The sequence below is a fragment of the Pseudomonas nitroreducens TX1 genome (assembly GCF_000313755.1).
GTDB classification, from domain to species: Bacteria; Pseudomonadota; Gammaproteobacteria; order Pseudomonadales; family Pseudomonadaceae; genus Pseudomonas; species Pseudomonas nitroreducens_A.
The window spans coordinates 58,509-79,383 of record NZ_AMZB01000118.1; the positions used below are offsets into that span (position 1 = coordinate 58,509).

Below are 20,875 nucleotides of genomic sequence, written 5' to 3' on the forward strand. Positions count from 1 at the left end.
ACTCGGATCAAGAAATTTCCACAGAAGCAGGTCTTATTCTCGGACAGACCTTAAACGGCTATATCGGCATTAATTATCGACACCAGCGTCCTACCCGTGCCCTTTGGCGCACCTTTCATGAACTGGATGCCCCAAGTGACGCATGCGCACAAACAAACACGCACCGGCCATCATCTTATCTTCCGGCACAGGAGCCCAACATGGCAATAAACAGCACCAGAAAACGCACATTATCCCGGTCCGTCCAGGCAGTTGCTTTAGGCAACTTGTTTTTAGCGATGGGCGGACTCTGGAGCGCTGATTCCCATGCAGCAGCGACATGCACTTTCAATGGCGCGGCATCTGAGAGTTTTAGTTTTCCGGGCCCGATCTCAGTTCCTCGCGACAATGCCACACCCGTTCCGCTCACTAACTGGGCAATTGGGCAGGCTGTAACAAACATCTACTCCTGCAACATCAATAACGACACCGAAGTGGGTATCGGCATCAAATTTCCCACTCTAGAGCAGGCCGGAACATACTCAGAAGGTGGAATCACCTATAAAGTCTTCAAGACAGGCCTGGATGGCGTAGGAATCATTTATGGGTTCCGTATTTATTCAGGAGGCCAGTATTGCGAAAGGAATGGAGGCGCCAACGGCTGGAACACATATGCCACTGGCTCAGGCACAGTTCCTTATAGCAACCGGTTCTGCCAGAGCATCGAGTCCAATAGTTATAACTTTGGAGCTCAACTACAGTTCCGTTTGATCAAAACGGGAAAGATCGCCGCCGGTTCTACTCCTCCCCTGACACTTACCTTTACAGCACTGGACACAGATACTGTTTTTTCCACCGCCATCGGAAGCAAGACCTACGTCATCAACCCCGTGAATCTCCAGACTCTGGCCTGCACTGCCGAAGGAGGAGACGTCATTCTGGACGACGTCCACAAGGGCGCCTTCGCCTCGGCTACCACCCTCAAGACGAAACCTTTCCAGTTCACCCTGCGAAACTGCCCAGCCGGGATGAATACCATCCAGTATCAATTGGATCCTATCGGCACCATCATCAGCGCCGCGAACGGCACCTTCCAGAACGCCACCGGGGATGAAATGGCCAAAGGCGTCGGGCTGCGCATCACTGATGAAACCAACACCTCGCCCATCCGCTTCGGCGACTCCAGCTATGTGGTGCAGAACTACGATCCGAACGCAGAAAACCAGACACTGCCCATCAAGATGAACGTCTCCTACTTCCGCACCGGCACGGCCGAGCAAGTTACCGGCGGACTGGTCAGAGGCGTTGCGCAACTGACGCTCTTCTATCTCTGAATACGAACGCCGCGATGCACTCGCTCTCCATTGTCCTGCTAGCCAGGGCGCCACGACTGATAGGTGATATGATGGCGGGCTGGCTGTAGCCGATCAGAGCCGCGGCGTCGATTCATTGGACATCAGGGAGCCCCCTATGAAATACCTCACCCCCGAACAAATGGCCAAACCCCGCAAGCGCCGTCTGCTGAAGAAACTGCGCCTGGGCGAGTTCCAGGAGTTCGGCTTCAGCCTGGAAGTGAACTACAGCGGCGAACTGGACGATGTGCTTGACGAGTGGATCGCCTTCGTCGAGTCCGAGGGCTGGGTCTTCGTCGGCGGCGCAACCGAAGAGGGCGAGTTCACCGGCTACCTGTGCCTGAACGCCGTCGGCAGCCTGACCGAGGCCGACCGCGAAACCACCCGTCTGTGGCTGGAAAAGCAATCCTGGGCCAAGTCCTTCGAGCTGGGCGAACTGAGCGACTGCTGGCACGGCCTGTTCGAATAAGGATTCGATTCATCCGGCGCCAGGCCAGGCGTCAGCGCCGGATGGAATCAACAGCGTCGATTCGCCACTGTTGTCAGCACATCCCTGCTCTGCGACCCTGCCCCCGTTCAAACATGGAGCAGGTTACATGGAACACATCGCCATCATCGGTAGCGGATTCTGCGGCACGGCATTGGCTATCCAGTTGCTGCGTGGCGCCAAGGGGCCGTTGCGCCTGAGCCTGATCAATCGATCAGGGCGCCTCGCCCGCGGCCTGGCCTACGGCACGCGTTCCGTGAGCCACATCCTCAATGTGCCTGCCGAGCGCATGAGCCTGTTCCCGGACCAGCCGTCGGACTTTCTCCAGTTCGCCCGCAAGCAGATGCCCGAGGCAAAACCCGGCGACTTCCTGCCGCGCCGTTTCTACGGGGATTACCTGCAGGACCGGCTCGGCCATGCCATCGCCGAAGCCGCTCCGGGGGTGCGCTTCAGCAGCCTCTGCCAGCAGGTGCTGGAACTGACCGAGCACGGCGATCGTCTGCGCCTGCTGCTGGATGACGGCCAGTCGCTGGACAGCCAGAAAGTGATCATCGCCACCGGGAACTTCGCACCCGCGACACCCGGCCCGCTCAAGCTGCTCGAGGACGATACACGTTATCTGCGCGACCCGTGGGCGCCCGGCGCCCTGGAAAGCATCCCGACGCATGCCAATGTGCTGTTGCTGGGCACCGGACTGACCATGTACGACATGGCCCTCGCCCTGGAGGACCAAGGGCACCGCGGCCCTCTATTGGCGCTGTCGCGCCGCGCACTACTGCCACAGGCACACCGGGACAACGCCAGCCATCCCGTGCTGCCCGATCTGCCGCAAGCCTTCCTCCAGGACATGGGCCTGAACGAGCGGCTGCGTGGTTTGCGCGGGTTGATCCGGCAGGCAGCCGAAGACGGGCACGACTGGCGCGACGTGATCGCCGCGCTACGCCCAATCACCCCGCAGCTCTGGCAATCGCTGAACGACACCGAGCGTGGCCGCTTCCTGCGCCACCTGCAAACCTACTGGGACGTCCATCGGCACCGTGCCGCGCCGCCCGTGGCCCAGCGTATCGAAGACTTGCGCAGCAGCGGCCAGTTGCGCGTACAGGCTGGGCGAGTCCTGGCCGCCACGGCGACAGAGAACGGTATCGACCTGGAAATCCGCCCACGTGGCGCCAGGCATTCGCAACGCCGGGTCGTCGATTACCTGATCAACTGCACCGGCCCCTGCACCGACCTGCGGACCGTGAACGAGCCGCTGCTTTGCGGCTTGCTCGACCGCGGCGTCATCCGCCAGGACCGACAAGGCCTGGGACTGGACACGGATGAGGAATTCCGCCTGCTGGACGCCAGCGGCAAGGCCAATCCAGACCTTTATCTGCTCAGCCCGATGTTGCGCGCCAGTCACTGGGAAGCCACTGCGGTGCCGGAACTGCGCGGCCACGCCGCGCGCCTGGCCGAAGTGCTGCTGGCCTGAAACGAAGCTGGCCCGCAAAGGGCCAGCCAGGATTCGTCGACGAGGGCGAGCCTCCCCGCTCCCCTCGCACTCGGGACATCGTCAGATCGCCACCTGTGCCTCCACCTCCTGCAGCTTGCGCCGGGCCAACGCCAGGTTGGCTTTCACCTTATCCAGCACGTAATACATGAACACGCCTTCGTGCTTTGCCATGGGACGGATGATGTGGTACTGGCGGCCGAGCGTGATGAGAATGTCTTCGATCACATCGTTGAGCGCCAGCGACTTCATGGTCTTGAGTTTGGCGCGGACCACCTCGGTATTGCCCGCAGCAGCCAGTTCGAGGTCCACGCCGCCGCCGGCCTGCCCGAGCAGCATGCCGCTCTTGGCATCCACCACGGCCGACGCCAGGGCACCATCCAGGTTCAGCAGTTCGTCCAGCGATTGTTGCAGTGCTGCCATAGCGATTACTCCTTGAGTGCGCGTCCTGTTGTAGTGGCTCCGCAACCGCGCGCGCCGCGAAGCCTTTTGTCTCAGCCGGCCAGCGACAGATCCGCCAGCCGTGTTGCGGTTCGTTTTGCCTGGTAGAGCACCTGACCGAGCATCTCCTCGCGGTCGGCGACCAGGTTTAGGATCATCGGGTGGCTCGGGTGCGGGATGTCGACGATGACGATGTAGCCCTCGCTCGCTTCGACTATCACATTCTGGTGCGGCCCCACTTCGCTCTCCTGGCCGACCATGGCGCCGAGGGCGGAGATCGAGCAGGCCATTGCAGCCAGCTTGGAAACCTCCAGCCCCTTGCCGGCGCGGGAGGCCACTTCGAAACCGTCCGTGGTGGCGATCACCGCCGCGCTCAGCCGGCCCAGGCTGGAGCCGAGTTCGTCCAGCGCCTGTTCAGCGTCCCTGCGCAGTCGTTCCGGCAGGCTCATCAAGGCGTTTTCCATGGTCGACTCCAATGGGTTGTGGGCGTCAGGCCGCCGTGCACTCCAGTTGCAGCAGGAGCAGGTCAAGCAACAGGCGCACCTGCTCCGCTTCACGCACGTCCACCTCAACCACGGGGAAGCTGTATCCGGCTTGCGCCAGGGTGGCGGCGTAGTCGTCCAAGCCGGGATGCGGATGACCGGGCAGGCGACCGACGCCCACCACGCAGGACGTGCGGCCGATGCAGTCGGCGAAGCCATCGAGGTAAATCCGCAGATCGGCCAGCGGGTCGGGCCGCGAGTTGTCGATCAGAATCACCAGCCCCAGTGCGCCGCGGGAAAGAATTCCCCACATGAAGGCGAAGCGCGCCTGGCCGGGGGTGCCATAGAGGCGCAGACGCTCGTCCGGGCCAAGCACCACCTCCCCGTAATCGAGGCCGACCGTGGTGCGCGCCTTGTCCAGGCTGGGGTCGTTGTTCTGCACATCGGTGGTGACCGGCTCGATATCGCTGACCGCGGCGATGGCGGTGGTCTTGCCGGCGCCCATGGTGCCAGTGAAGAGAATCTTGTATTCCCTCATCGGCTGGCCTCCGCCACACCGCCCAGGCCCAAGTGACGGCGGATACGTGCCAGCAGGCCAAGGGGAGCGGCAGTCTGCTGCGCAGGTGCAACCGGAATGGCCTCACTGTGTTGAAGCATCCCCTGCGCCTCCATCAGGCGGGCGAAGTTTTCCGCTACCGGGCGCGGCACGCCGGAGCGCTCGCATAGTTCTTCCAGGCTCATGGCCCGGGCACAGAGCAGCGTGGCCAGGCGTACGTAGCGATGATCGCCCTGGAGCAGAGAAGCCGCTGGCCAGTGCTTCAGGCGTAGCGCAGCGCCAGGTATCTCCACGGGCTGGTGGCCGATGGCGCGGGCGGCGCGCTCCAGGCAGTCGAAGACTTCACCGGCACGCAGCGGCCAGTGCACCCAGAGCGACTCACCCTCGGCTGTGCGCAACTGCACCCTGGGCCCACCTTCCTCACCCTCGACCAGCAAATCGGCCGGGCCGTCGACGTAGGCCCAACTCGCCAATGTGCGGCCGCTTAGCAGGCCGACAATGGACTTGAAGACCACCTGATCTCGTAACGCCATGCGGGCGAACCCGTAGGTGCAATGAAGCTTGTACGGCTGATTCATCGGCGCGCTCCCTTGGGCCAACAAACACCATCAACCTGCACGGGTTGATCAGGAGGCTCACCGGGACGTTGAAGGAAGCCGAGCGCACGCTCGCAGAAGGCTCGGACGAACGTCCGGCCTGCTTGGCAACCCCGCGGTCATGGCCCTTTCGGGCTGTAGATCGGTGGCTTTGCGTCCCTGGCTTTCGCACAGGTTTGCCCTGGTCAATTGAGTCTCAGCGTAGTACGCCGATTTCGTTCGCCAAGGCAAAAAAATGCGAAATGCATCACACAAATATCGGAAATATCACCGGAACGACTTCGCAATATCTGTCGCTACATTTCGATCCAAAAGCGGCGAAAACTGCCTCGTCGGCTAGGATTTCCTACAGCGGCGCCCTACCGGCAGGGGCTCGCCGAATTCCCCTACAAGCCGGAGCTCACTGCCCAGAGACACCATGCTAGAGCGCCAGCGCTTCCTGAATATTCTCAACCTGGGTCTGCCGATCATCGGCGGGATGCTCAGCCAGAGCCTGCTTAACCTGGTGGATGCGGCCATGGTCGGCCACCTCGGGGAAAAGTCCCTCGCCGGAGTCGGCATCGGCAGCTACGCCAATTTCGTCGCCATCTCCCTGGTGATGGGCCTGGGCGCCGGCGTACAGGCACTGGTGGCGCGCCGACGGGGCGAAGGACGCAGCGACGAACTCGCCGCGCCGCTGAACTGCGGGCTGCTGGTGGCGCTGGGCCTGTCGCTGCCGATCACGCTGTTCTGCCTGCTATTTGCCGAGCCCATTGTCCGCGCCCTATCCCATGACCCCGAGGTGCTCGCGGTCGGCATTCCCTACTTCGAATGGCGTGCCTTGTCGGTACTCGCCGTCGGCCTCAACTTTTCCTTCCGCGGCTATTGGAACGGCACCCGGCGCTCGGGCACGTACATGCGTACCCTGGTGGTGATGCACCTGGCCAACGCGGCGATCAGCTACAGCCTGATCCACGGCCTGTTCGGCCTGCCGCGAATGGGCGCCGTGGGCAGCGGCCTCGGCACAACCCTGGCGCTGTATATCGGCTCGCTGATCTATGCCTGGATCACCTGGCGCGACACCCGCGCCCAAGGCGGCCGCCTGCGCCTGCCGAGTGAACGCGATATCCGCACGTTGCTGCGCCTGTCGCTGCCCAACTCACTGCAGCAATTCTTCTTCGCCGCCGGCATCACCCTGCTGTTCTGGATCATCGCCCAGGTCGGCACCCGCGAGCTGGCGGTGGCCCACGTGCTGATCAACCTGGCGCTGTTCCTGATCCTGCCCGGCGTCGGCCTGGGCATGGCGGCGACCACCCTGGTCAGCCAGAGCATGGGCGAGCGCGACTTCGACAGTGCGCACCGCTGGGGCTGGGACGTGGTGAAAGTGGCGGCCTGCGGACTGGCGATGCTGGGCGCTCCGTTCTGGATTTTTCCCGAAACCATCCTGCGGCTGTTCGTCAGCGACCCCGCGCTGATCGAACTGGGCCGCGTACCGCTGATGCTGACCGGCATGGGCATGGTGATCGACGCCACTGCGCTGGTATTGACCCAGGCGCTGCTTGGCGCAGGCGCCGTCCGCACTGTGATGGCGGTCAGCCTGGGCAACCAGTGGCTGTTCTTCCTGCCGCTGGCCTACCTGGTGGGCCCGGTGCTGGGCGGCGGGCTGCTGGCGATATGGAGCATGCAGATTCTGCAGCGCGGGCTGGCTTCGGCGATCTTCGCGGTGATGTGGCAGAAGCGCCAGTGGACGCAGATCGAACTCTAGCGTTCGCGCCCTCAGGAGCTAGGCTTGCAGGCAACAAGGAGGACTAACGATGGACGAGCAACAGAACAAGCCACCGAGCTTCTGGCAGATGCTCCACAGCGTGCTGGCCGCGGCCTTCGGCGTACAGAGCGGACGCAACCGCGCGCGCGACTTCACCCACGGCAAACCCAGTCACTTCATCGCCATGGGCATTCTCTTCACGCTGGCCTTCGTGTTGCTGCTCTATGGGCTGGTGCAATTGGTACTGCATTTCGCCGGGCTGTAGGAAAGCCGACTGGGGGCATGAGGTACCGGCCGGGCCGCAGGACGACCCGCCGGCACTGCCGTCACTGGTGGCTGACCCAGAACACGGCCGTCGCGACCACCAGCAGGATCAGGATGAATGCGGCGCGGGCATCGACGACGCTGTCGCTGGTCTTGTGGGACGTTTCTTCGCTCATGCTTCCCCCATTTTCTCGTTATTGGCTGAAGGACCACAGGCAAGAGTTAAGACCAGGCCAGCCCACCGCTCAAGGAACCGCCCCCTTTTCGCCGCCGCACAAATGTCGGTAGGCTGCCGCTTCGACAAGACAAGCGATATGAAAAAGGTAGGACCATGCACGTGGATTCACTGCAAGACACTGTCGCCCCGGAAGGCGTCTGCTACGGCTGCGGCGGCAGCAACCCGCACGGACTGCACATCAAGAGCCGCTGGCACGAAGACGGCATCCACGTGGTCGCCGAGCACCTGCCCGAAGCCAAGTACTGCGGCTGGCCGGAGCTGGTCTACGGCGGCCTGATCGCCATGCTGGTGGACTGCCATTCGAACTGGACCGCCATGGCCTACCACTATCGAGCCGAAGGCCGCGAGCCGGGCAGCCTGCCGCGCATTGACTGCGTCACCGGCAACCTGGGCATCAAGTACATCAAACCGACGCCCATGGGCGTGCCGCTGACCCTCAGGGCCCATGTCGAGGGTGAGGTCGGGCGCAAGAGCCGGATCATCTGCGAGGTCTACGCCGGCGACGTGCTGACCTGCGTCGGCGACTCGATCTTCGTCCGTGTCGACACCTCGCAACTGCGCGATGCCGCCCACGGTCGCGATGCCTGACTCACTCCCATTGCGGCACCGCCATTAACCCGGCGAAGCGGCGCCACGCAGGAACGGACGTCCGGCTTCGGGTACCCGCCCCGCTTGAGCTTCAGGCCCGGCGGGGCTTAGATCCGAAAGTTCTCGCCATATACTCAAACATCACTTTTGCGCATATTCCCGAACTGGTATCGTGCGCCCCACTCCGCGTGGAGCGCGTTGCCGTGCGCGCTGGGATACGCAATACGCCCTGAGCGCTATAGCCTGACAGCAGGATGATTCATGTACGTATATGACGAATACGATCAGAGGATCGTAGAGGATCGCGTCAAGCAGTTCCGCGATCAGACCCGCCGCTACCTGGCGGGCGAACTGACCGGCGAGGAATTCCGCCCGCTGCGTCTGCAGAATGGCCTGTACATCCAGCGCTACGCACCCATGCTGCGAGTGGCCGTGCCTTACGGCCTGCTGTCTTCGAAGCAGGTTCGCAAGCTGGCGCAGATCGCCCGCGACTACGACAAGGGCTACGCGCACATCAGCACCCGCCAGAACGTCCAGTACAACTGGCCGGAACTGGAAGACGTGCCGGAAATCCTCGCCGAGCTGGCCACCGTGCAGATGCACGCGATCCAGACCAGCGGCAACTGCATCCGCAACACCACCACCGACCAGTTCGCCGGCGTCGCCCGCGACGAACTCGTGGACCCGCGCCCCTGGTGCGAGATCATCCGCCAGTGGTCGACCTTCCACCCCGAATTCGCCCACCTGCCGCGCAAGTTCAAGATCGCCGTCAACGGCGCCGTGAGCGACCGCGCCGCCATTGAGGTGCACGACATCGGCCTGGAAGCGGTGAAGAACGAAGCCGGCGAACTGGGCTTCCGTGTTTCCGTCGGCGGCGGCCTGGGCCGTACCCCGATCGTCGGCAGCTTCATCAATGAATTCCTGCCCTGGCAGCACCTGCTGTCGTACCTGGACGCCATCCTGCGCGTGTACAACCGCTATGGCCGTCGGGACAACAAGTACAAGGCGCGCATCAAGATCCTGGTCAAGGCGCTGACCCCGGAAGTCTTCGCCCAGAAGGTCGACGCCGAATGGGCGCACCTCAAGGACGGTCCGAGCACCCTGACCGAGGCCGAACTGCAGCGCGTGGCCGCCCACTTCGTCGACCCGGCGTACCAAGCCTTGGAAGACCAGGACGCCGCCCTCGCCCAGCTGGACGCCGAACACCCCGGCTTCGCCCGCTGGCGCAGCCGCAACACCTTCGCCCACAAGAAGCCCGGCTACGTCGCCGTGACCCTGTCGCTCAAGCCCACCGGCGTGGCGCCTGGCGACATCACCGACAAGCAACTGGACGTGGTCGCCGACCTGGCCGACCGCTACAGCTTCGGCGAAGTGCGCAACAGCCATAACCAGAACATCATCCTCGCCGACGTCGAGCAGGCGCAGCTGTTCACCCTCTGGGGCGAACTGCGCGAGAACGGTTTCGCTACCCCCAACGTGGGCCTGCTGACCGACCTCATCTGCTGCCCGGGCGGCGACTTCTGCTCCCTGGCCAACGCCAAGTCGATCCCGGTGGCCGAAGCCATCCAGCGCCGCTTCGATGACCTGGATTACCTGTTCGACATCGGCGACATCGACCTGAACATCTCCGGCTGCATGAACGCCTGCGGCCACCACCACGTGGGCCACATCGGCATCCTTGGCGTGGACAAGAAGGGCGAGGAGTTCTACCAGGTCTCCCTCGGCGGCAGCGCCAGCCGCGAGGCGAGCCTTGCGCAGATCCTCGGCCCGTCCTTCGCCCAGGAGCAGATGGCCGACGTGATCGAGAAAATCATCAACGTCTACGTGGAACAGCGCACCGAAGAGGAACGCTTCCTCGATACCTACCGTCGCATCGGCATCGACCCCTTCAAGGAGCGCGTATATGCAGCGAATCATTAAGCACCGCGAGGTCGTCGACGACCGCTGGCATCTGCTGCCCAAGGACGCGACCCTCGAAACCGTGCCCAACTGCGACGACGTGATCATCCCGCTGAACCTGTGGCTGGAGCACGGCCCGGCCCTGCGCGGCCGTGACGGCGGCCTGGGCGTGTGGCTGGATGCGGACGAAGAGCCGGAAGCCATCGCCGAGGACCTGGACAAGTTCAAGGTGATCGCCGTGAACTTCCCCGCCTTCACCGACGGCCGCGGCTTCAGCACCGCGCGCCTGCTGCGCGAGCGTTTCGGCTACAAGGGCGAAGTACGCGCCATCGGCGATGTGCTGCGTGACCAGCTGTTCTTCATGCAGAGCTGCGGCTTCGACGCCTACGCCATCCGTGCCGACCGCGACCCGCAGGCCGCGCTGGCGGGCCTGGATGACTTCAGCGAGGTCTACCAGACCTCGGTGACCCAGCCGCAACCGCTGTTCCGTCGCCGCCAGCTCGCCTGATCCGGCCGATATGAAAAAGCCCCGCATCGCGGGGCTTTTTCTTTGGCTCTTCGTAGGAGCGAGCTTGCTCGCGAACCCCAGCTTCAGCGCCGCCGGTAAATCTGTTCGCGAGCAAGCTCGCTCCTACAGGGAAGCCCCACTCAAGCGCGAACGCTCTCCCAGGCGATCTGCGCCAGCTGATCCCGGCAATCGATCAGGTCCACCTTCGTCCGCCCCGCCAGCCAATTGCGCGCATAGTCCTGGCTCGGGCCGATGACCACCGAATTGAACAGCTCCGGCGCAAGCTCCTTGAAGGCGCCGGCTTTGCGGTGCTCAGAGAGCAGACTGGCAATGCGTCGGCCCTGTTGGCGGTTAGCCTCACGCAACGCCTCGCCCACCTCTCCTGCCTCGACCCGGCCGCGGCTGTGCAGGATGAAACGTGCCCACTCCGGGTTGGCCGCCACCCAGTCGACGTAGCTGGTGACGAACAGCTTCACACAAGCCTCCGCGCTCATTCCCTCCTCCAATCCAGCGTCGAGCAGCGCGGCGTATTGGCCGACGCCCGTCAGGTAGAGCGCGCCGATGATGCGTTCCTTGTTGCCATAGTGGTGGTAGAGACTGCCGATGCTGGCGCCGGAGCGGTCGCGGATCATCTCGATGGTGGTGGCGTCCACACCGAATTCGCTGAAGCAGGCCAGCGCAGCCTGAAGAATGTCATCTTTGCGGGAAGGTCGGGCCATGGGGTTCCTGTGGAGAAAAACCGCTCGAACAGAATTCTAGAATATTTTTCTAGAATTAATTTCTAGTCTTCGTATACTGCCTGGGCGCGCATCCATCTTCAATCCGCCTTACCCCGGAGTTGCCATGAGTCAGATGATGCAAATGTACCAGCAGGCCGGCCCCGCGCAGTTCAGCGCCATGATCGGCCAGGTCGCCCCCTATTTCGCCAGCATCGCCCCGCAGTTCGTCGAGCTGCGCCCAGGCTATGCGGAAGTGACGTTCCCCAAGCGCCGCGAAGTGCTCAACCACATCGGCACCGTGCATGCCATCGCCCTGTGCAACGCCGCCGAGCTGGCCGCCGGAACCATGACCGACGTGTCGATCCCCAAGGGCCGCCGCTGGATTCCCCGCGGCATGACCGTGGAATACCTGGCCAAGGCCGAGGGTGACGTCCGCGCCGTGGCCGACGGCCGCGCGATCGACTGGAACCAGGAAGGCGATGTCGTCGTCCCGGTGCTCGCCTATGTCGGTGACAAAAAGGTCTTCCGCGCCGACATCACCATGTACGTCAGCCAGGCCTGAGGGACCGCGCCATGATCACCCCGCTCCCCCGCCCGCTGGACAACGGCAACGGCCACAGCCTCTCCAGCCACTGGTACTATCCGCCCGGCGAAGCTCGCGGAGCGGTGCTGATCGTCCCCGCCATGGGCGTCGAACAGCGCTTCTACGCGGCCTTCGCCCACTGGCTGGCCGAGCGCGGTTTCCTCGCCGTGACCTTCGACTACACCGGCATGGGCAAGTCCCGCACCGGCCATCTGCGCGACCTGGATATCGACATACTGGCCTGGGGCAACCACGACTGCAGCGCCATGCTCGACGCGGTGGTCGAGGCCGCCGGCGAATTGCCGGTGTACTGGATAGGCCACAGCCTCGGCGGGCAGATCCTGCCCTTCGTGCGCGGCACCGAGCGCATCCACCGTGCCTTCACCATCGCCACCGGCAGCGGCTATTGGCGCGAGAACACCAAGGGCCTGCGGCACAAGGCCTGGCTGCTCTGGTACCTGCTGGCACCAACCATCACGCCCGTGTTCGGCTACTTCCCCGGCAAGCGCCTGGGCGTGGTCGGCGACCTGCCGCGCGGCGTGATCGAACAATGGCGGCGCTGGTGCCTGAATCCCGAGTACTCGGTGGGCGCAGAAGGCGGCGCGGTGCGCGAGGCCTATTCCTCGGTGCGCACCCCCATCACCTCGATCTCCTTCACCGACGACGAGATGATGTCCGGGCGCAACACCGAATCGCTCCACGGTTTCTACCGGGGCTCGCCGAAGTCGCTGAAGCGAATTGCGCCGCAAGACATTGGCGTGAAGCGTATCGGCCACTTTGGCTTCTTCCGCAGCCAGTTCGCCGATTCATTGTGGGCGGATTACCTGCTGCCGGACCTGGGTTGAAGCAACCGCTCTGGTCAGCAAAACAAGGCGTCCCGCGGTTAGCGAACCAGCTCTCCGCTGGACCTTCTGATCTCGTCGATATGGAAACCCAGCCTCGACGACCTTCCCACGAGCAGATACGGAGCACTCTCGGGCAAGGCTTCGAACTGCGCTGGGTCCACACAGAGATAATCGGGCCAGCCGACACGTAGCACCGGCCCTTCGAGCCGGTAGTTGCAAGCCCGCCGACTGTGGACGCGCTCTTTCGTCAACACAGTCTCGATCTGCGTCGAACGTCCAATCCAGCACGAATACAGATCGCCAGCCCCCCGTACCAATCCTAGCCATACAACGAAGTACAGCATCAGCGGCACGCCCAGGATCGCCAGCCATTTGCGCCAGAAGGAGTTCTCGTCCTTCAGGGGAATTCGCCCCAGCGCCAGGTTCACATAGAAGATAAGCGTCACGATTGCAGTGACGGCGGCGGCAATGTAGGTGCCGTTGGAACGCCAAAAGAGATTGGGCACAAAATCGGTGATCGCGCCGTAACCGAACATGCCCAGCGCGAAGTACATGCAGGACACCCAGGCCAGCCGCTCTTTTGAGGGGCTCTCGCTGCCGATAAACGCTGCCTTCCAGCTCATCCCGAGGCCTCCCTGCCCCAGAAGAACAAAGGAGCCCATTGCGGGCCCCTTCGAGTTTCGTCAGTCCAGATTCACCAACACCCGACCGACCAGCTTGCCGGCGAGGATCTGGTGTATAGCGGCCGGCAGGTCGTCGAGCTTGACCTCGCGCACTGCGGCTTCGAGGTTGTCGAGCTTCCACTGCAGGGACAGCTTGTCCCACATGGAAGCCTTGACCACCAGCGGCAGCTCCACCGAGTCCACGCCCAGCAGGTTCACACCGCGCAGGATGAACGGCAGCACGGTGGCCTTGAAGGCGGCGCCGGCGGTCAGGCCGCAGCAGGCGACGCTGCCGCCGTACTGCAGCGACTTGACCACGTTGAAAAGGATGTCGCCACCCACGGTGTCCACAGCGCCGGCCCACTGCTCGCGCAGCAATGGCTTGTCGACGCCATCGGAGACGGTGGCGCGGTCGAGTATCTGCCGCGCACCGAGGCGGTTCAGCAGCTCGGCCTGTTCCAGCTTGCCGGTAGCGGCAGCTACCGTGTAGCCCAGTTGCCCCAGCAGCATCACTGCGATGCTACCCACGCCGCCGGTGGCGCCAGTGACCAGGATCGGTCCGGCGGACGGCGTGACGCCGGCGCGCTCCAGCTTGTCGACGCAAAGGGCGGCGGTCAGGCCAGCGGTGCCGAGGATCATCGACTCGCGCAGCGAAAGGCCCTGCGGGCGCTTGATCAGCCAGGCCGCAGGCACGCGGATGTACTGGCCGAAGCCGCCCGGCGTGTTCATGCCCAGGTCATAGCCGGTGACGATGACTTCATCGCCCGCAGCGAACTCGCCCACCGAAGACTCTTCCACCACGCCGGCGGCGTCGATGCCGGGGGTATGCGGGTATTTGCGGGTCACGCCACGGTTGCCGCTGGCGGACAGCGCATCCTTGTAGTTCAGCGACGAATACTTCACCCGCACCAGCACTTCACCCGCCGGCAGATCGGCAACCTGCCGCTCGGCCACCTGCAGGTCATACACGCCATGCGCGCTCTCCGTGACCCACAACGCCTTGAATGCACTCATCTCGACCCTCCTCTTTCGAATATGGAACGGGCGCGATCCCGGCGCCCGACGACAATCATTGCCAGAAGAGTCACTGCCAGAAGCGGCTGCGGCCCAGGCGATCCCACCAGGTCACCAGCACGCGATCGATCACGCCGCTGACGCCCACGCCGAAACGCTCCTGGATGGACTTCTTCTGCACATAACTGAGCTGGTAGACATCCGCCTCGCGGGCACGTTCGGCCAGGTACTCGTCACTGGTCTTGAGTTCGTCGACCAGCTTCTTGCCCAGCGCCGCCTGGCCCAGCCAGACCTCGCCGGTGGCGATCTCGTCGATGGCCAGTTGTGGACGGTAGTGAACGACGAAGCGCTTGAACAGCTCGTGGGTGGTTTCCAGGTCTTCCTGGAACTTCTCCCGGCCCTTGTCGGTGTTCTCGCCGAACACGGTCAGGGTGCGCTTGTACTCGCCGGCGGTGAGCACTTCGAAATCGATGTCGTGCTTCTTCAGCAGGCGGTTGACGTTGGGCAACTGCGCCACCACGCCAATGGAACCCAGAATGGCGAAGGGTGCGGACAGGATGCGCTCGCCGATGCAGGCCATCATGTAGCCGCCGCTGGCTGCGACCTTGTCCACGCAGACGGTCAGCGGTACGCCAGCCTGACGTATGCGCGCCAGCTGGGAAGCGGCCAGTCCATAGCCATGCACCATGCCGCCGCCGCTCTCCAGGCGCAGCACCACTTCATCGCGCGGGGTCGCGAGGGTCAGCAGCGCGGTCACTTCATGGCGCAGCTGCTCGGTGGCGGATGCCTTGATGTCGCCATCGAAGTCGAGCACGTAGACGCGATTCTTCTCGCCGCCCTTCTTCTTTTTCGCGTCCTTCAGGCTTTTCGCCTCGGATTTGCGCAGGGCCTTGAGCTTGGCCTTTTCCAATACGCTATGTTGCAGGCGCTCGCGCAGTTCCTTGTAGAAGTCGTTGAGCTTGTGCACCTCCAGGTGCCCGCTGCCGCCGCGACGGCCACGGCCGCGCAACGCGGCGACCAGCACCAGGACGATGACGATGGCCACCACCACGGTGAAGGTCTTGGCCAGGAAACCCGCGTAATCCGCTAGAAACTCCACTCACATCCCCTTTTACAATTCTGGTCGAGCCCGCCAGGCGAGCGCAGCGAATCCCGCAAGCATACCCACGCCGCAGGCCCGCCACCAGCGCTGGCAAACCGCTGCATCAGTCCAGCGAATGCCATTCAAACAAGCGTATGTTTTTTCGTTGACAGCCCCAGGTGATCCTCATAACCTCGCCGGAACTTTCAGCCCTGCCGGGATACTGCGCGTGGGAAGCATCTACCTGATTCGACATGGCCAGGCTTCATTCGGCGCCGACGACTACGATGTGCTCTCGGCCACCGGCGTACGCCAGGCGGAAATCCTCGGCGAGCACCTGGCCAGCCTGGGCCTGCGCTTTGACCGCTGCGTCGCCGGCGACCTGCGTCGGCAGCGCCACACGGCCGAAGCGGTGATGGGGCGGCTGAACGAAGCCGGGATCGAAACCCCATCCCTTGAGATCGATTCCGCCTTCAACGAATTCGAAGCCGACGCGGTGATCCGCGCGCACCTGCCGGACCTGCTGGAGATCGAGCCGCAGGCGCTGCACATCATGCGCAACGCCGCCGACCACCGCGCCGAGTTCCAGCGCCTGTTTTCCACAGTGATCGCCCGCTGGGTTTCCGGCGACCATGACAAGGACGGCCTGGTCAGTTGGGCAGAATTCCTCGACACCGTGCACGGCGGCCTCAAGCGCCTGCTGGAGTCGGCCAGCGGCAAGGATAATATCGGTGTCTTCACCTCCGGCGGCACCATCACCGCGGTGCTCCAGCAGGTGACCGGCATCCCGGCGCTGAACGCCTTCGAGCTCAACTGGCAGATCGTCAACACCTCGCTCAACCGCCTGAAGTTCCGCGGCAGCGAAGTGGCCCTGGCTTCCTTCAACAGTCACGTGCATCTGGAACTGTTGAGGGCGCCGGAACTCATCACCTATCGTTGAGTGCCGGCCCATTGCGACGCAAGCGTCGCGCGAGAAAACCTAGAAAAGGAATAGAACCATGAGTGTTGCTGACATCGTTTCCACCATGAAGAGCAAGTTCAACGCCAGCGCGGCCGCCGGTCTGGATCTGGTGTTCCAGTTCAACATCGAAGACGGCGACAACCACTACCTGGTCGTCAAGGACGGCACCTGCGAAGTCGTACAGGGCGACGCCGAGTCCCCCAACGTCACCCTGATCATGGACAGCGAAACCCTCAAGGGCATCACCAGCGGCGAAACCGACGGCATGCAGGCCTTCATGGCCGGCAAGCTGCGCGCCGAAGGCGACATGATGCTGGCGATGAAGCTGGGCGAACTGTTCCCGGTCTGATCCGAGGAAAACCTGCCCACGCAACGCGAAGAACCGGAGTCCATGGCTCCGGTTTTTTTATGCCCGCGCTCCGCTGCAAGGCCCGGATCAGGCAGCCTGATCGGGGCCCAACACGAACGCCAATAACGGCTCCGGCCGCTTGTGACGGGCAGAGGCGGACATTAGATTAGCCAATGATCACCCGGCGCCATCATAGCTTTGCCTGATCCTGCAAGGCGTCACGCCGGCCTGCGCGCACCTCGCCAGGAGCCCTGAGGCCCTCGTGAGGACGACTCGTACAAGCTCGTATAAGAAAGGGACCAGCATGTCGTTGACCGACCAGACCATCCGCTCCCGCGAAGGCGAAGAACTCGATGCCGCCGTGATCGACGGCTACCTCAAGGACCACATCCCCGGCTTGAAGGGTCAGCCGCGCATCAGCCAGTTCCCCGGCGGCGCCTCGAACCTGACCTACCTGATCCAGTACGACAACCAGGAACTGGTCCTGCGCCGCCCGCCGTTCGGCAAGAAGGCCAAGTCCGCCCACGACATGGGCCGCGAATTCCGCATCCTGAACCAGCTCAAGGACGGCTTCCCCTACTGCCCCAAGGCGTACACCTATTGCACCGACGAATCGGTGATCGGTGCCGAGTTCTACGTCATGGAGCGGGTCAACGGCATCATCCTGCGCAGCGACCTGCCCAAGGAGCTGAACCTCGACGCCGAGAAGACCACCGCCCTGTGCAAGAGCTTCATCGACAAGTTCGTCGACCTGCACAACGTCGATTACAACGCCTGCGGCCTGGGTGACCTCGGCAAGCCCGAGGGCTATGTGCAGCGCCAGATCGGCGGCTGGATCGATCGCTACGAGAAGTCGCTGACCCCCGACGCGCCGGCCTGGGAACAGGTGAAGGTATGGCTGCGCGAGAAGATGCCGGCCGACCACCACAAGCCGGGCATCGTGCATAACGACTACCGCTTCGACAACGTCATCCTCGACCCGAACAACCCGATGCAGATCATCGGCGTGCTCGACTGGGAGATGACCACCCTCGGCGACCCGCTGATGGACCTGGGCAACACCCTCGCCTACTGGATCCAGGCAGACGATCCGCAGCCGATGCAGATGCTGCGCCGCCAGCCCAGCCACGAGCCGGGCATGCTGACCCGCCAGCAGTTCGCCGACTACTACGCCGAACGCGCCGGCATCCAGATCGACAACCTCGATTACTACTACACCTACGGCCTGTTCCGCCTGGCCGGCATCATGCAGCAGATCTACTACCGCTTCTTCCACGGCCAGACCCAGGACAAGCGCTTCGCCACCTTCATCCACGCCAACAAGCTGCTGGAACAGGTGAGCCTGCAGGTCATCGGCAAGTCCCGCCTGTAAGAGTCGACTGTCGACCTGGCGAGCTAGAGCCGTACAAGGCGGAAGCCGGACGAAGAGCGGAGTTTACCGATTGTAAATGAGCATCTGAGTCCGGCTTCCAACGCAGTACGGCCGACGCGCAGCCGGTCGCCAGCCGACTCTTGCGGCCCAAAACAAGGAGAATTTCCATGTCCAAGACCCAACTGTTCGACCTCGACGGCAAGATCGCCTTCGTCTCCGGCGCCAGCCGCGGCATCGGCGAAGCCATCGCCAAGCTGCTGGCCCAACAGGGCGCCCACGTGATCGTCTCCAGCCGCAAGATCGATGGCTGCCAGGCCGTGGCTGACGACATAGTCGCCGCCGGCGGCAAGGCCACTGCGATCGCCTGCCACATCGGCGAGATGGAGCAGATCCAGGCCGTCTTCGCACAGATCCGCGAGCAGTTCGGCCGCCTGGACATCCTGGTCAACAACGCCGCCACCAACCCGCAGTTCTGCAACGTGCTGGACACCGACCTGTCGGCCTTCCAGAAGACCGTGGACGTGAACATCCGCGGCTACTACTTCATGTCCATCGAAGGCGGCAAGCTGATGAAGGCCAACGGCGGCGGCAGCATCATCAACGTCGCTTCGGTCAACGGTGTCACCCCGGGCGAGTTCCAGGGCATCTACTCGGTGACCAAGGCCGCGGTGATCAGCATGACCAAGGTCTTCGCCAAGGAATGCGCGCAGTTCGGCATCCGCTGCAACGCCCTGCTGCCGGGCCTGACCGACACCAAGTTCGCCTCGGCGCTGGTGAGCAACGACGCCATCCGCAACGTCGCCCTGCAGCGCATCCCGCTCAAGCGCGTGGCCGACCCGAGCGAAATGGCCGGCGCCGTGCTGTACCTCGCCAGCGATGCGTCCAGCTACACCACCGGCGTGACGCTGAACGTGGACGGCGGTTTCCTCGCCTAAGCGCTGGCGTGGTGACGAAAAAGGGAGCCGATGGGCTCCCTTTTTCTTTGGCAAGGATTGGGCTTTTCATAGGAGCGAGCTTGCTCGCGAACCGCACGGCAACTCCAGCGTGAAGCAGGTTCGCGAGCAAGCTCGCTCCTACAAGGTCACTGCCACTCCTTCAGGGCCTGGTTCGCCGCCGCATTCATCGGTTCGGCGGTCAGCCCGCCGGCCCCATAGCGCACCGCGAACACGGCCTGGTCGGCCATCGGCAGATAGTTCACCCGGCCCGTCTTGGGCACGAAGGTCAGCAGGTCATGCTGGCCGTCGCGCAGCCAGCGCCACAGGTCGATGCCCGGCACGTCATCCGCCAGTGCCACCTTGCGCCCCTGGCTCTGCTGCTCCACGGCCAGAAAGCGGCCGCTGAGATCCTGCAGGCGGTAGCCCGGCGCCATCCCGATCAGCCGCGCCAGCCCCTTCCACTCCAGCACGCGCGCATCCAGCTGCCAGAGGTCGCCGGCCAGCTCCACGCGGCGCTCCTGATCGCCCTGGAGTAGGGTTACCTCGAAGCGTTGGTCAGCGATCTTATGGAAGCTCAGCGTTGCCAGCGGGCGCTCTGCCGGCAGCGGGTCGTAGCTGCGCAGGTCCCAGGCGACCAACGCCACCAGCACGGCGACGGCCACGAACAGCATTCCCGCCGTACCGCGCAACCAACCGAGGAACCAGTGGCGGTCGAACAGAATGCGGGCGGCTACCATCAGGGCCAACAACGCCAAGAAGGCAACGACCCAGGCCAGACCGTCGTACTGCATCGAATGATTTCCTTCCTCGTAGAAATGCCGGCATTATGCGCACCGCATACCTGCGCGGCCAGCCAGACCGTCGCAGCTTTCGGGCCCGTTAACGTTTCCTATGCCGCCGCTCTTTACAAAAGAGCGGCGCCGCGGGCTCCTGATCAAGGCTGACCCAATGCCCTTCGAACTCGTCGTAGACCCAACCACCCTCGTCATTCTCGCCGGCGTCGCCTTTCTCGCCGGTTTCATCGATGCCATCGCCGGCGGCGGCGGCCTGCTCACCATCCCTGCCCTGCTCACTGCCGGCGTCCCGCCGCACCTGGCGCTGGGCACCAACAAGCTGAGCTCGACCTTTGGCGCCGCGGTGGCCAGCTACACCTTCTACCGGCGCAAACTGTTCCAGCCGCGCCAGTGGCGCAACGGCATCATCGCCACAGCCATCGGCGCGGCGCTTGGCGCCTGGGCCGCGCACCTGATGCCGGCGGAATGGCTCAACCGCATGCTGCCGATAGTGGTGTTCGGCTGCGGCCTCTACCTGCTCTTCGGCAAGACGCCCGAAGCGCCGTTGGACGCCACCCCCCGTATCGCCCAGCATCGCCAGTGGCCGCAGGGCCTGGGCCTGGGCTTCTATGACGGCGTGGCGGGCCCCGGTACCGGTGCCTTCTGGACGGTCAGTTCCCTGCTGATGTACCCGCTCGACCTGGTCCGCGCCAGCGGCGTGGCGCGCAGCATGAACTTCGTCAGCAATATCGTCGCACTGGCGGTATTCATCGCTTCGGGCCAGGTGGTCTGGCTGATGGGCCTGTGCATGGGCAGTTCACTGATGATCGGCGCGTACTTCGGCGCGCGCACGGCGATTGGCGGCGGCGCCCAGTTCATCCGTCCGGTATTCATCCTGGTGGTACTTGCATTGACTGTGCGCCTGGCCTGGCAGCACTGGTTCAGCGCCGCGGCCTGA

The 20,875-nt window shown here is 63.7% G+C and carries 24 protein-coding genes and 1 riboswitch; of the genes, 15 read left to right on the forward strand and 9 right to left on the reverse strand.

Going from position 1 to position 20,875, the window contains the following annotated elements:
* The first annotated feature begins 200 nt into the window (after window positions 1-200).
* The 3 genes from C167_RS34540 to C167_RS0117105 all read left to right on the forward strand — a co-directional run bounded on the left by C167_RS34540 (window position 201) and on the right by C167_RS0117105 (window position 3,289).
* Window positions 201-1,313: a fimbrial protein gene (locus C167_RS34540; protein WP_157791848.1), complete on the forward strand. Its 1,113-nt coding sequence runs from the start codon at window positions 201-203 to the stop codon at window positions 1,311-1,313.
* Window positions 1,314-1,449: 136 nt separating this feature from the next.
* Window positions 1,450-1,800 (forward strand): 50S ribosome-binding protein YggL, encoded by a 351-nt coding sequence (locus C167_RS0117100; RefSeq protein WP_017519510.1) that lies wholly within the window; start codon window positions 1,450-1,452, stop codon window positions 1,798-1,800.
* Window positions 1,801-1,927: 127 nt separating this feature from the next.
* On the forward strand, window positions 1,928-3,289 hold the full coding sequence (locus C167_RS0117105) for an FAD/NAD(P)-binding protein (protein ID WP_017519511.1): 1,362 nt from the start codon (window positions 1,928-1,930) through the stop codon (window positions 3,287-3,289).
* An 81-nt stretch (window positions 3,290-3,370) separates the two neighbouring features.
* On the opposite strand, the gene C167_RS0117110 is transcribed toward C167_RS0117105, so the two are convergent.
* The 4 genes from C167_RS0117110 to C167_RS0117125 all read right to left on the reverse strand — a co-directional run bounded on the left by C167_RS0117110 (window position 3,371) and on the right by C167_RS0117125 (window position 5,364).
* A complete protein-coding gene (locus C167_RS0117110; protein ID WP_017519512.1) occupies window positions 3,371-3,730 on the reverse strand; it encodes a hypothetical protein in 360 nt (119 codons plus the stop codon).
* Between the two features lie 71 nt (window positions 3,731-3,801).
* Window positions 3,802-4,212 carry a roadblock/LC7 domain-containing protein gene (locus tag C167_RS32680; RefSeq protein WP_017519513.1) on the reverse strand — a complete coding sequence of 137 codons (411 nt, stop codon included), beginning with the start codon at window positions 4,210-4,212 and terminating at the stop codon, window positions 3,802-3,804.
* A 25-nt stretch (window positions 4,213-4,237) separates the two neighbouring features.
* Window positions 4,238-4,768 carry a GTP-binding protein gene (locus C167_RS0117120; RefSeq protein ID WP_017519514.1) on the reverse strand — a complete coding sequence of 177 codons (531 nt, stop codon included), beginning with the start codon at window positions 4,766-4,768 and terminating at the stop codon, window positions 4,238-4,240.
* Window positions 4,765-5,364: a hypothetical protein gene (locus C167_RS0117125; RefSeq protein WP_017519515.1), complete on the reverse strand. Its 600-nt coding sequence runs from the start codon at window positions 5,362-5,364 to the stop codon at window positions 4,765-4,767. The genes C167_RS0117120 and C167_RS0117125 overlap by 4 nt, the downstream gene beginning before the upstream one ends.
* 121 nt (window positions 5,365-5,485) lie before the next feature.
* Window positions 5,486-5,573, reverse strand: a riboswitch (cyclic di-GMP riboswitch).
* A 227-nt stretch (window positions 5,574-5,800) separates the two neighbouring features.
* Here C167_RS0117125 and C167_RS0117130 point away from each other — a divergent pair.
* The 5 genes from C167_RS0117130 (at window position 5,801) to C167_RS0117155 (ending at window position 10,623) form a co-directional block, all read left to right on the forward strand.
* Entirely contained in the window at window positions 5,801-7,126 is a 1,326-nt protein-coding gene (locus C167_RS0117130) for an MATE family efflux transporter (protein WP_017519516.1), read from the forward strand.
* Between the two features lie 49 nt (window positions 7,127-7,175).
* Window positions 7,176-7,391 carry a DUF2970 domain-containing protein gene (locus tag C167_RS0117135; RefSeq protein ID WP_017519517.1) on the forward strand — a complete coding sequence of 72 codons (216 nt, stop codon included), beginning with the start codon at window positions 7,176-7,178 and terminating at the stop codon, window positions 7,389-7,391.
* 330 nt (window positions 7,392-7,721) lie between these two features.
* Window positions 7,722-8,216 carry a PaaI family thioesterase gene (locus C167_RS0117145; RefSeq protein WP_017519519.1) on the forward strand — a complete coding sequence of 165 codons (495 nt, stop codon included), beginning with the start codon at window positions 7,722-7,724 and terminating at the stop codon, window positions 8,214-8,216.
* Window positions 8,217-8,477: 261 nt separating this feature from the next.
* The gene (locus C167_RS0117150; RefSeq protein WP_017519520.1) at window positions 8,478-10,136 is read left to right on the forward strand and encodes a nitrite/sulfite reductase; all 1,659 of its coding nucleotides are present in this window, start codon (window positions 8,478-8,480) and stop codon (window positions 10,134-10,136) included.
* The gene (locus C167_RS0117155; RefSeq protein WP_017519521.1) at window positions 10,120-10,623 is read left to right on the forward strand and encodes a DUF934 domain-containing protein; all 504 of its coding nucleotides are present in this window, start codon (window positions 10,120-10,122) and stop codon (window positions 10,621-10,623) included. Before C167_RS0117150 ends, C167_RS0117155 begins: the two co-directional genes overlap by 17 nt.
* 140 nt (window positions 10,624-10,763) lie before the next feature.
* Here C167_RS0117155 and C167_RS0117160 read toward each other — a convergent pair whose 3' ends face one another.
* Complete coding sequence (locus tag C167_RS0117160) at window positions 10,764-11,342, reverse strand: TetR/AcrR family transcriptional regulator (RefSeq protein WP_017519522.1); 579 nt, start codon at window positions 11,340-11,342, stop codon at window positions 10,764-10,766.
* Window positions 11,343-11,466: 124 nt separating this feature from the next.
* Between C167_RS0117160 and C167_RS0117165 the strand changes: the two genes are divergently transcribed.
* Window positions 11,467-11,904, forward strand: a complete 438-nt coding sequence (locus C167_RS0117165) for a hotdog fold domain-containing protein (protein WP_017519523.1) — start codon at window positions 11,467-11,469, stop codon at window positions 11,902-11,904.
* Between the two features lie 11 nt (window positions 11,905-11,915).
* The gene (locus tag C167_RS0117170; RefSeq protein ID WP_017519524.1) at window positions 11,916-12,770 is read left to right on the forward strand and encodes an alpha/beta fold hydrolase; all 855 of its coding nucleotides are present in this window, start codon (window positions 11,916-11,918) and stop codon (window positions 12,768-12,770) included.
* 38 nt (window positions 12,771-12,808) lie between these two features.
* Here C167_RS0117170 and C167_RS33340 read toward each other — a convergent pair whose 3' ends face one another.
* From C167_RS33340 to sohB, 3 genes are all read right to left on the reverse strand, one after another.
* A complete protein-coding gene (locus C167_RS33340; protein ID WP_157791849.1) occupies window positions 12,809-13,393 on the reverse strand; it encodes a hypothetical protein in 585 nt (194 codons plus the stop codon).
* A 60-nt stretch (window positions 13,394-13,453) separates the two neighbouring features.
* Window positions 13,454-14,446, reverse strand: a complete 993-nt coding sequence (locus tag C167_RS0117180) for a YhdH/YhfP family quinone oxidoreductase (RefSeq protein WP_017519526.1) — start codon at window positions 14,444-14,446, stop codon at window positions 13,454-13,456.
* 70 nt (window positions 14,447-14,516) lie between these two features.
* The gene (gene sohB / locus C167_RS0117185; protein ID WP_017519527.1) at window positions 14,517-15,545 is read right to left on the reverse strand and encodes a protease SohB; all 1,029 of its coding nucleotides are present in this window, start codon (window positions 15,543-15,545) and stop codon (window positions 14,517-14,519) included.
* Window positions 15,546-15,756: 211 nt separating this feature from the next.
* Between sohB and C167_RS0117190 the strand changes: the two genes are divergently transcribed.
* From C167_RS0117190 to C167_RS0117205, 4 genes are all read left to right on the forward strand, one after another.
* Window positions 15,757-16,467, forward strand: a complete 711-nt coding sequence (locus tag C167_RS0117190) for a histidine phosphatase family protein (RefSeq protein WP_017519528.1) — start codon at window positions 15,757-15,759, stop codon at window positions 16,465-16,467.
* Between the two features lie 58 nt (window positions 16,468-16,525).
* Complete coding sequence (locus tag C167_RS0117195; protein ID WP_017519529.1) at window positions 16,526-16,837, forward strand: SCP2 sterol-binding domain-containing protein; 312 nt, start codon at window positions 16,526-16,528, stop codon at window positions 16,835-16,837.
* A gap of 304 nt (window positions 16,838-17,141) precedes the next feature.
* On the forward strand, window positions 17,142-18,209 hold the full coding sequence (locus tag C167_RS0117200; RefSeq protein WP_017519530.1) for a phosphotransferase family protein: 1,068 nt from the start codon (window positions 17,142-17,144) through the stop codon (window positions 18,207-18,209).
* Window positions 18,210-18,376: 167 nt separating this feature from the next.
* Window positions 18,377-19,144: an SDR family oxidoreductase gene (locus C167_RS0117205; protein ID WP_017519531.1), complete on the forward strand. Its 768-nt coding sequence runs from the start codon at window positions 18,377-18,379 to the stop codon at window positions 19,142-19,144.
* A gap of 146 nt (window positions 19,145-19,290) precedes the next feature.
* Here C167_RS0117205 and C167_RS0117210 read toward each other — a convergent pair whose 3' ends face one another.
* Entirely contained in the window at window positions 19,291-19,935 is a 645-nt protein-coding gene (locus C167_RS0117210; RefSeq protein WP_017519532.1) for a hypothetical protein, read from the reverse strand.
* A 157-nt stretch (window positions 19,936-20,092) separates the two neighbouring features.
* Between C167_RS0117210 and C167_RS0117215 the strand changes: the two genes are divergently transcribed.
* A complete protein-coding gene (locus tag C167_RS0117215) occupies window positions 20,093-20,875 on the forward strand; it encodes a TSUP family transporter (protein WP_017519533.1) in 783 nt (260 codons plus the stop codon).

Excerpts from the sequence above, each read along its gene's own strand:
- C167_RS0117170 (WP_017519524.1), top strand. The coding sequence starts at position 11,916 with ATGATCACCCCGCTCCCCCGCCCGCTGGACAACGGCAACGGCCACAGC.
- C167_RS0117195 (WP_017519529.1), top strand. The coding sequence starts at position 16,526 with ATGAGTGTTGCTGACATCGTTTCCACCATGAAGAGCAAGTTCAACGCC.
- C167_RS0117210 (WP_017519532.1), bottom strand. The coding sequence starts at position 19,935 with ATGCAGTACGACGGTCTGGCCTGGGTCGTTGCCTTCTTGGCGTTGTTG.
- C167_RS0117100 (WP_017519510.1), top strand. The coding sequence starts at position 1,450 with ATGAAATACCTCACCCCCGAACAAATGGCCAAACCCCGCAAGCGCCGT.
- C167_RS0117105 (WP_017519511.1), top strand. The coding sequence starts at position 1,928 with ATGGAACACATCGCCATCATCGGTAGCGGATTCTGCGGCACGGCATTG.
- C167_RS0117165 (WP_017519523.1), top strand. The coding sequence starts at position 11,467 with ATGAGTCAGATGATGCAAATGTACCAGCAGGCCGGCCCCGCGCAGTTC.
- C167_RS32680 (WP_017519513.1), bottom strand. The coding sequence starts at position 4,212 with ATGGAAAACGCCTTGATGAGCCTGCCGGAACGACTGCGCAGGGACGCT.
- C167_RS0117155 (WP_017519521.1), top strand. The coding sequence starts at position 10,120 with ATGCAGCGAATCATTAAGCACCGCGAGGTCGTCGACGACCGCTGGCAT.
- C167_RS0117215 (WP_017519533.1), top strand. The coding sequence starts at position 20,093 with ATGCCCTTCGAACTCGTCGTAGACCCAACCACCCTCGTCATTCTCGCC.
- C167_RS34540 (WP_157791848.1), top strand. The coding sequence starts at position 201 with ATGGCAATAAACAGCACCAGAAAACGCACATTATCCCGGTCCGTCCAG.
- C167_RS0117125 (WP_017519515.1), bottom strand. The coding sequence starts at position 5,364 with ATGAATCAGCCGTACAAGCTTCATTGCACCTACGGGTTCGCCCGCATG.
- C167_RS0117180 (WP_017519526.1), bottom strand. The coding sequence starts at position 14,446 with ATGAGTGCATTCAAGGCGTTGTGGGTCACGGAGAGCGCGCATGGCGTG.
- C167_RS0117205 (WP_017519531.1), top strand. The coding sequence starts at position 18,377 with ATGTCCAAGACCCAACTGTTCGACCTCGACGGCAAGATCGCCTTCGTC.
- C167_RS0117135 (WP_017519517.1), top strand. The coding sequence starts at position 7,176 with ATGGACGAGCAACAGAACAAGCCACCGAGCTTCTGGCAGATGCTCCAC.
- C167_RS0117150 (WP_017519520.1), top strand. The coding sequence starts at position 8,478 with ATGTACGTATATGACGAATACGATCAGAGGATCGTAGAGGATCGCGTC.
- C167_RS0117200 (WP_017519530.1), top strand. The coding sequence starts at position 17,142 with ATGTCGTTGACCGACCAGACCATCCGCTCCCGCGAAGGCGAAGAACTC.
- C167_RS33340 (WP_157791849.1), bottom strand. The coding sequence starts at position 13,393 with ATGAGCTGGAAGGCAGCGTTTATCGGCAGCGAGAGCCCCTCAAAAGAG.
- C167_RS0117145 (WP_017519519.1), top strand. The coding sequence starts at position 7,722 with ATGCACGTGGATTCACTGCAAGACACTGTCGCCCCGGAAGGCGTCTGC.
- C167_RS0117130 (WP_017519516.1), top strand. The coding sequence starts at position 5,801 with ATGCTAGAGCGCCAGCGCTTCCTGAATATTCTCAACCTGGGTCTGCCG.
- C167_RS0117120 (WP_017519514.1), bottom strand. The coding sequence starts at position 4,768 with ATGAGGGAATACAAGATTCTCTTCACTGGCACCATGGGCGCCGGCAAG.
- C167_RS0117160 (WP_017519522.1), bottom strand. The coding sequence starts at position 11,342 with ATGGCCCGACCTTCCCGCAAAGATGACATTCTTCAGGCTGCGCTGGCC.
- C167_RS0117110 (WP_017519512.1), bottom strand. The coding sequence starts at position 3,730 with ATGGCAGCACTGCAACAATCGCTGGACGAACTGCTGAACCTGGATGGT.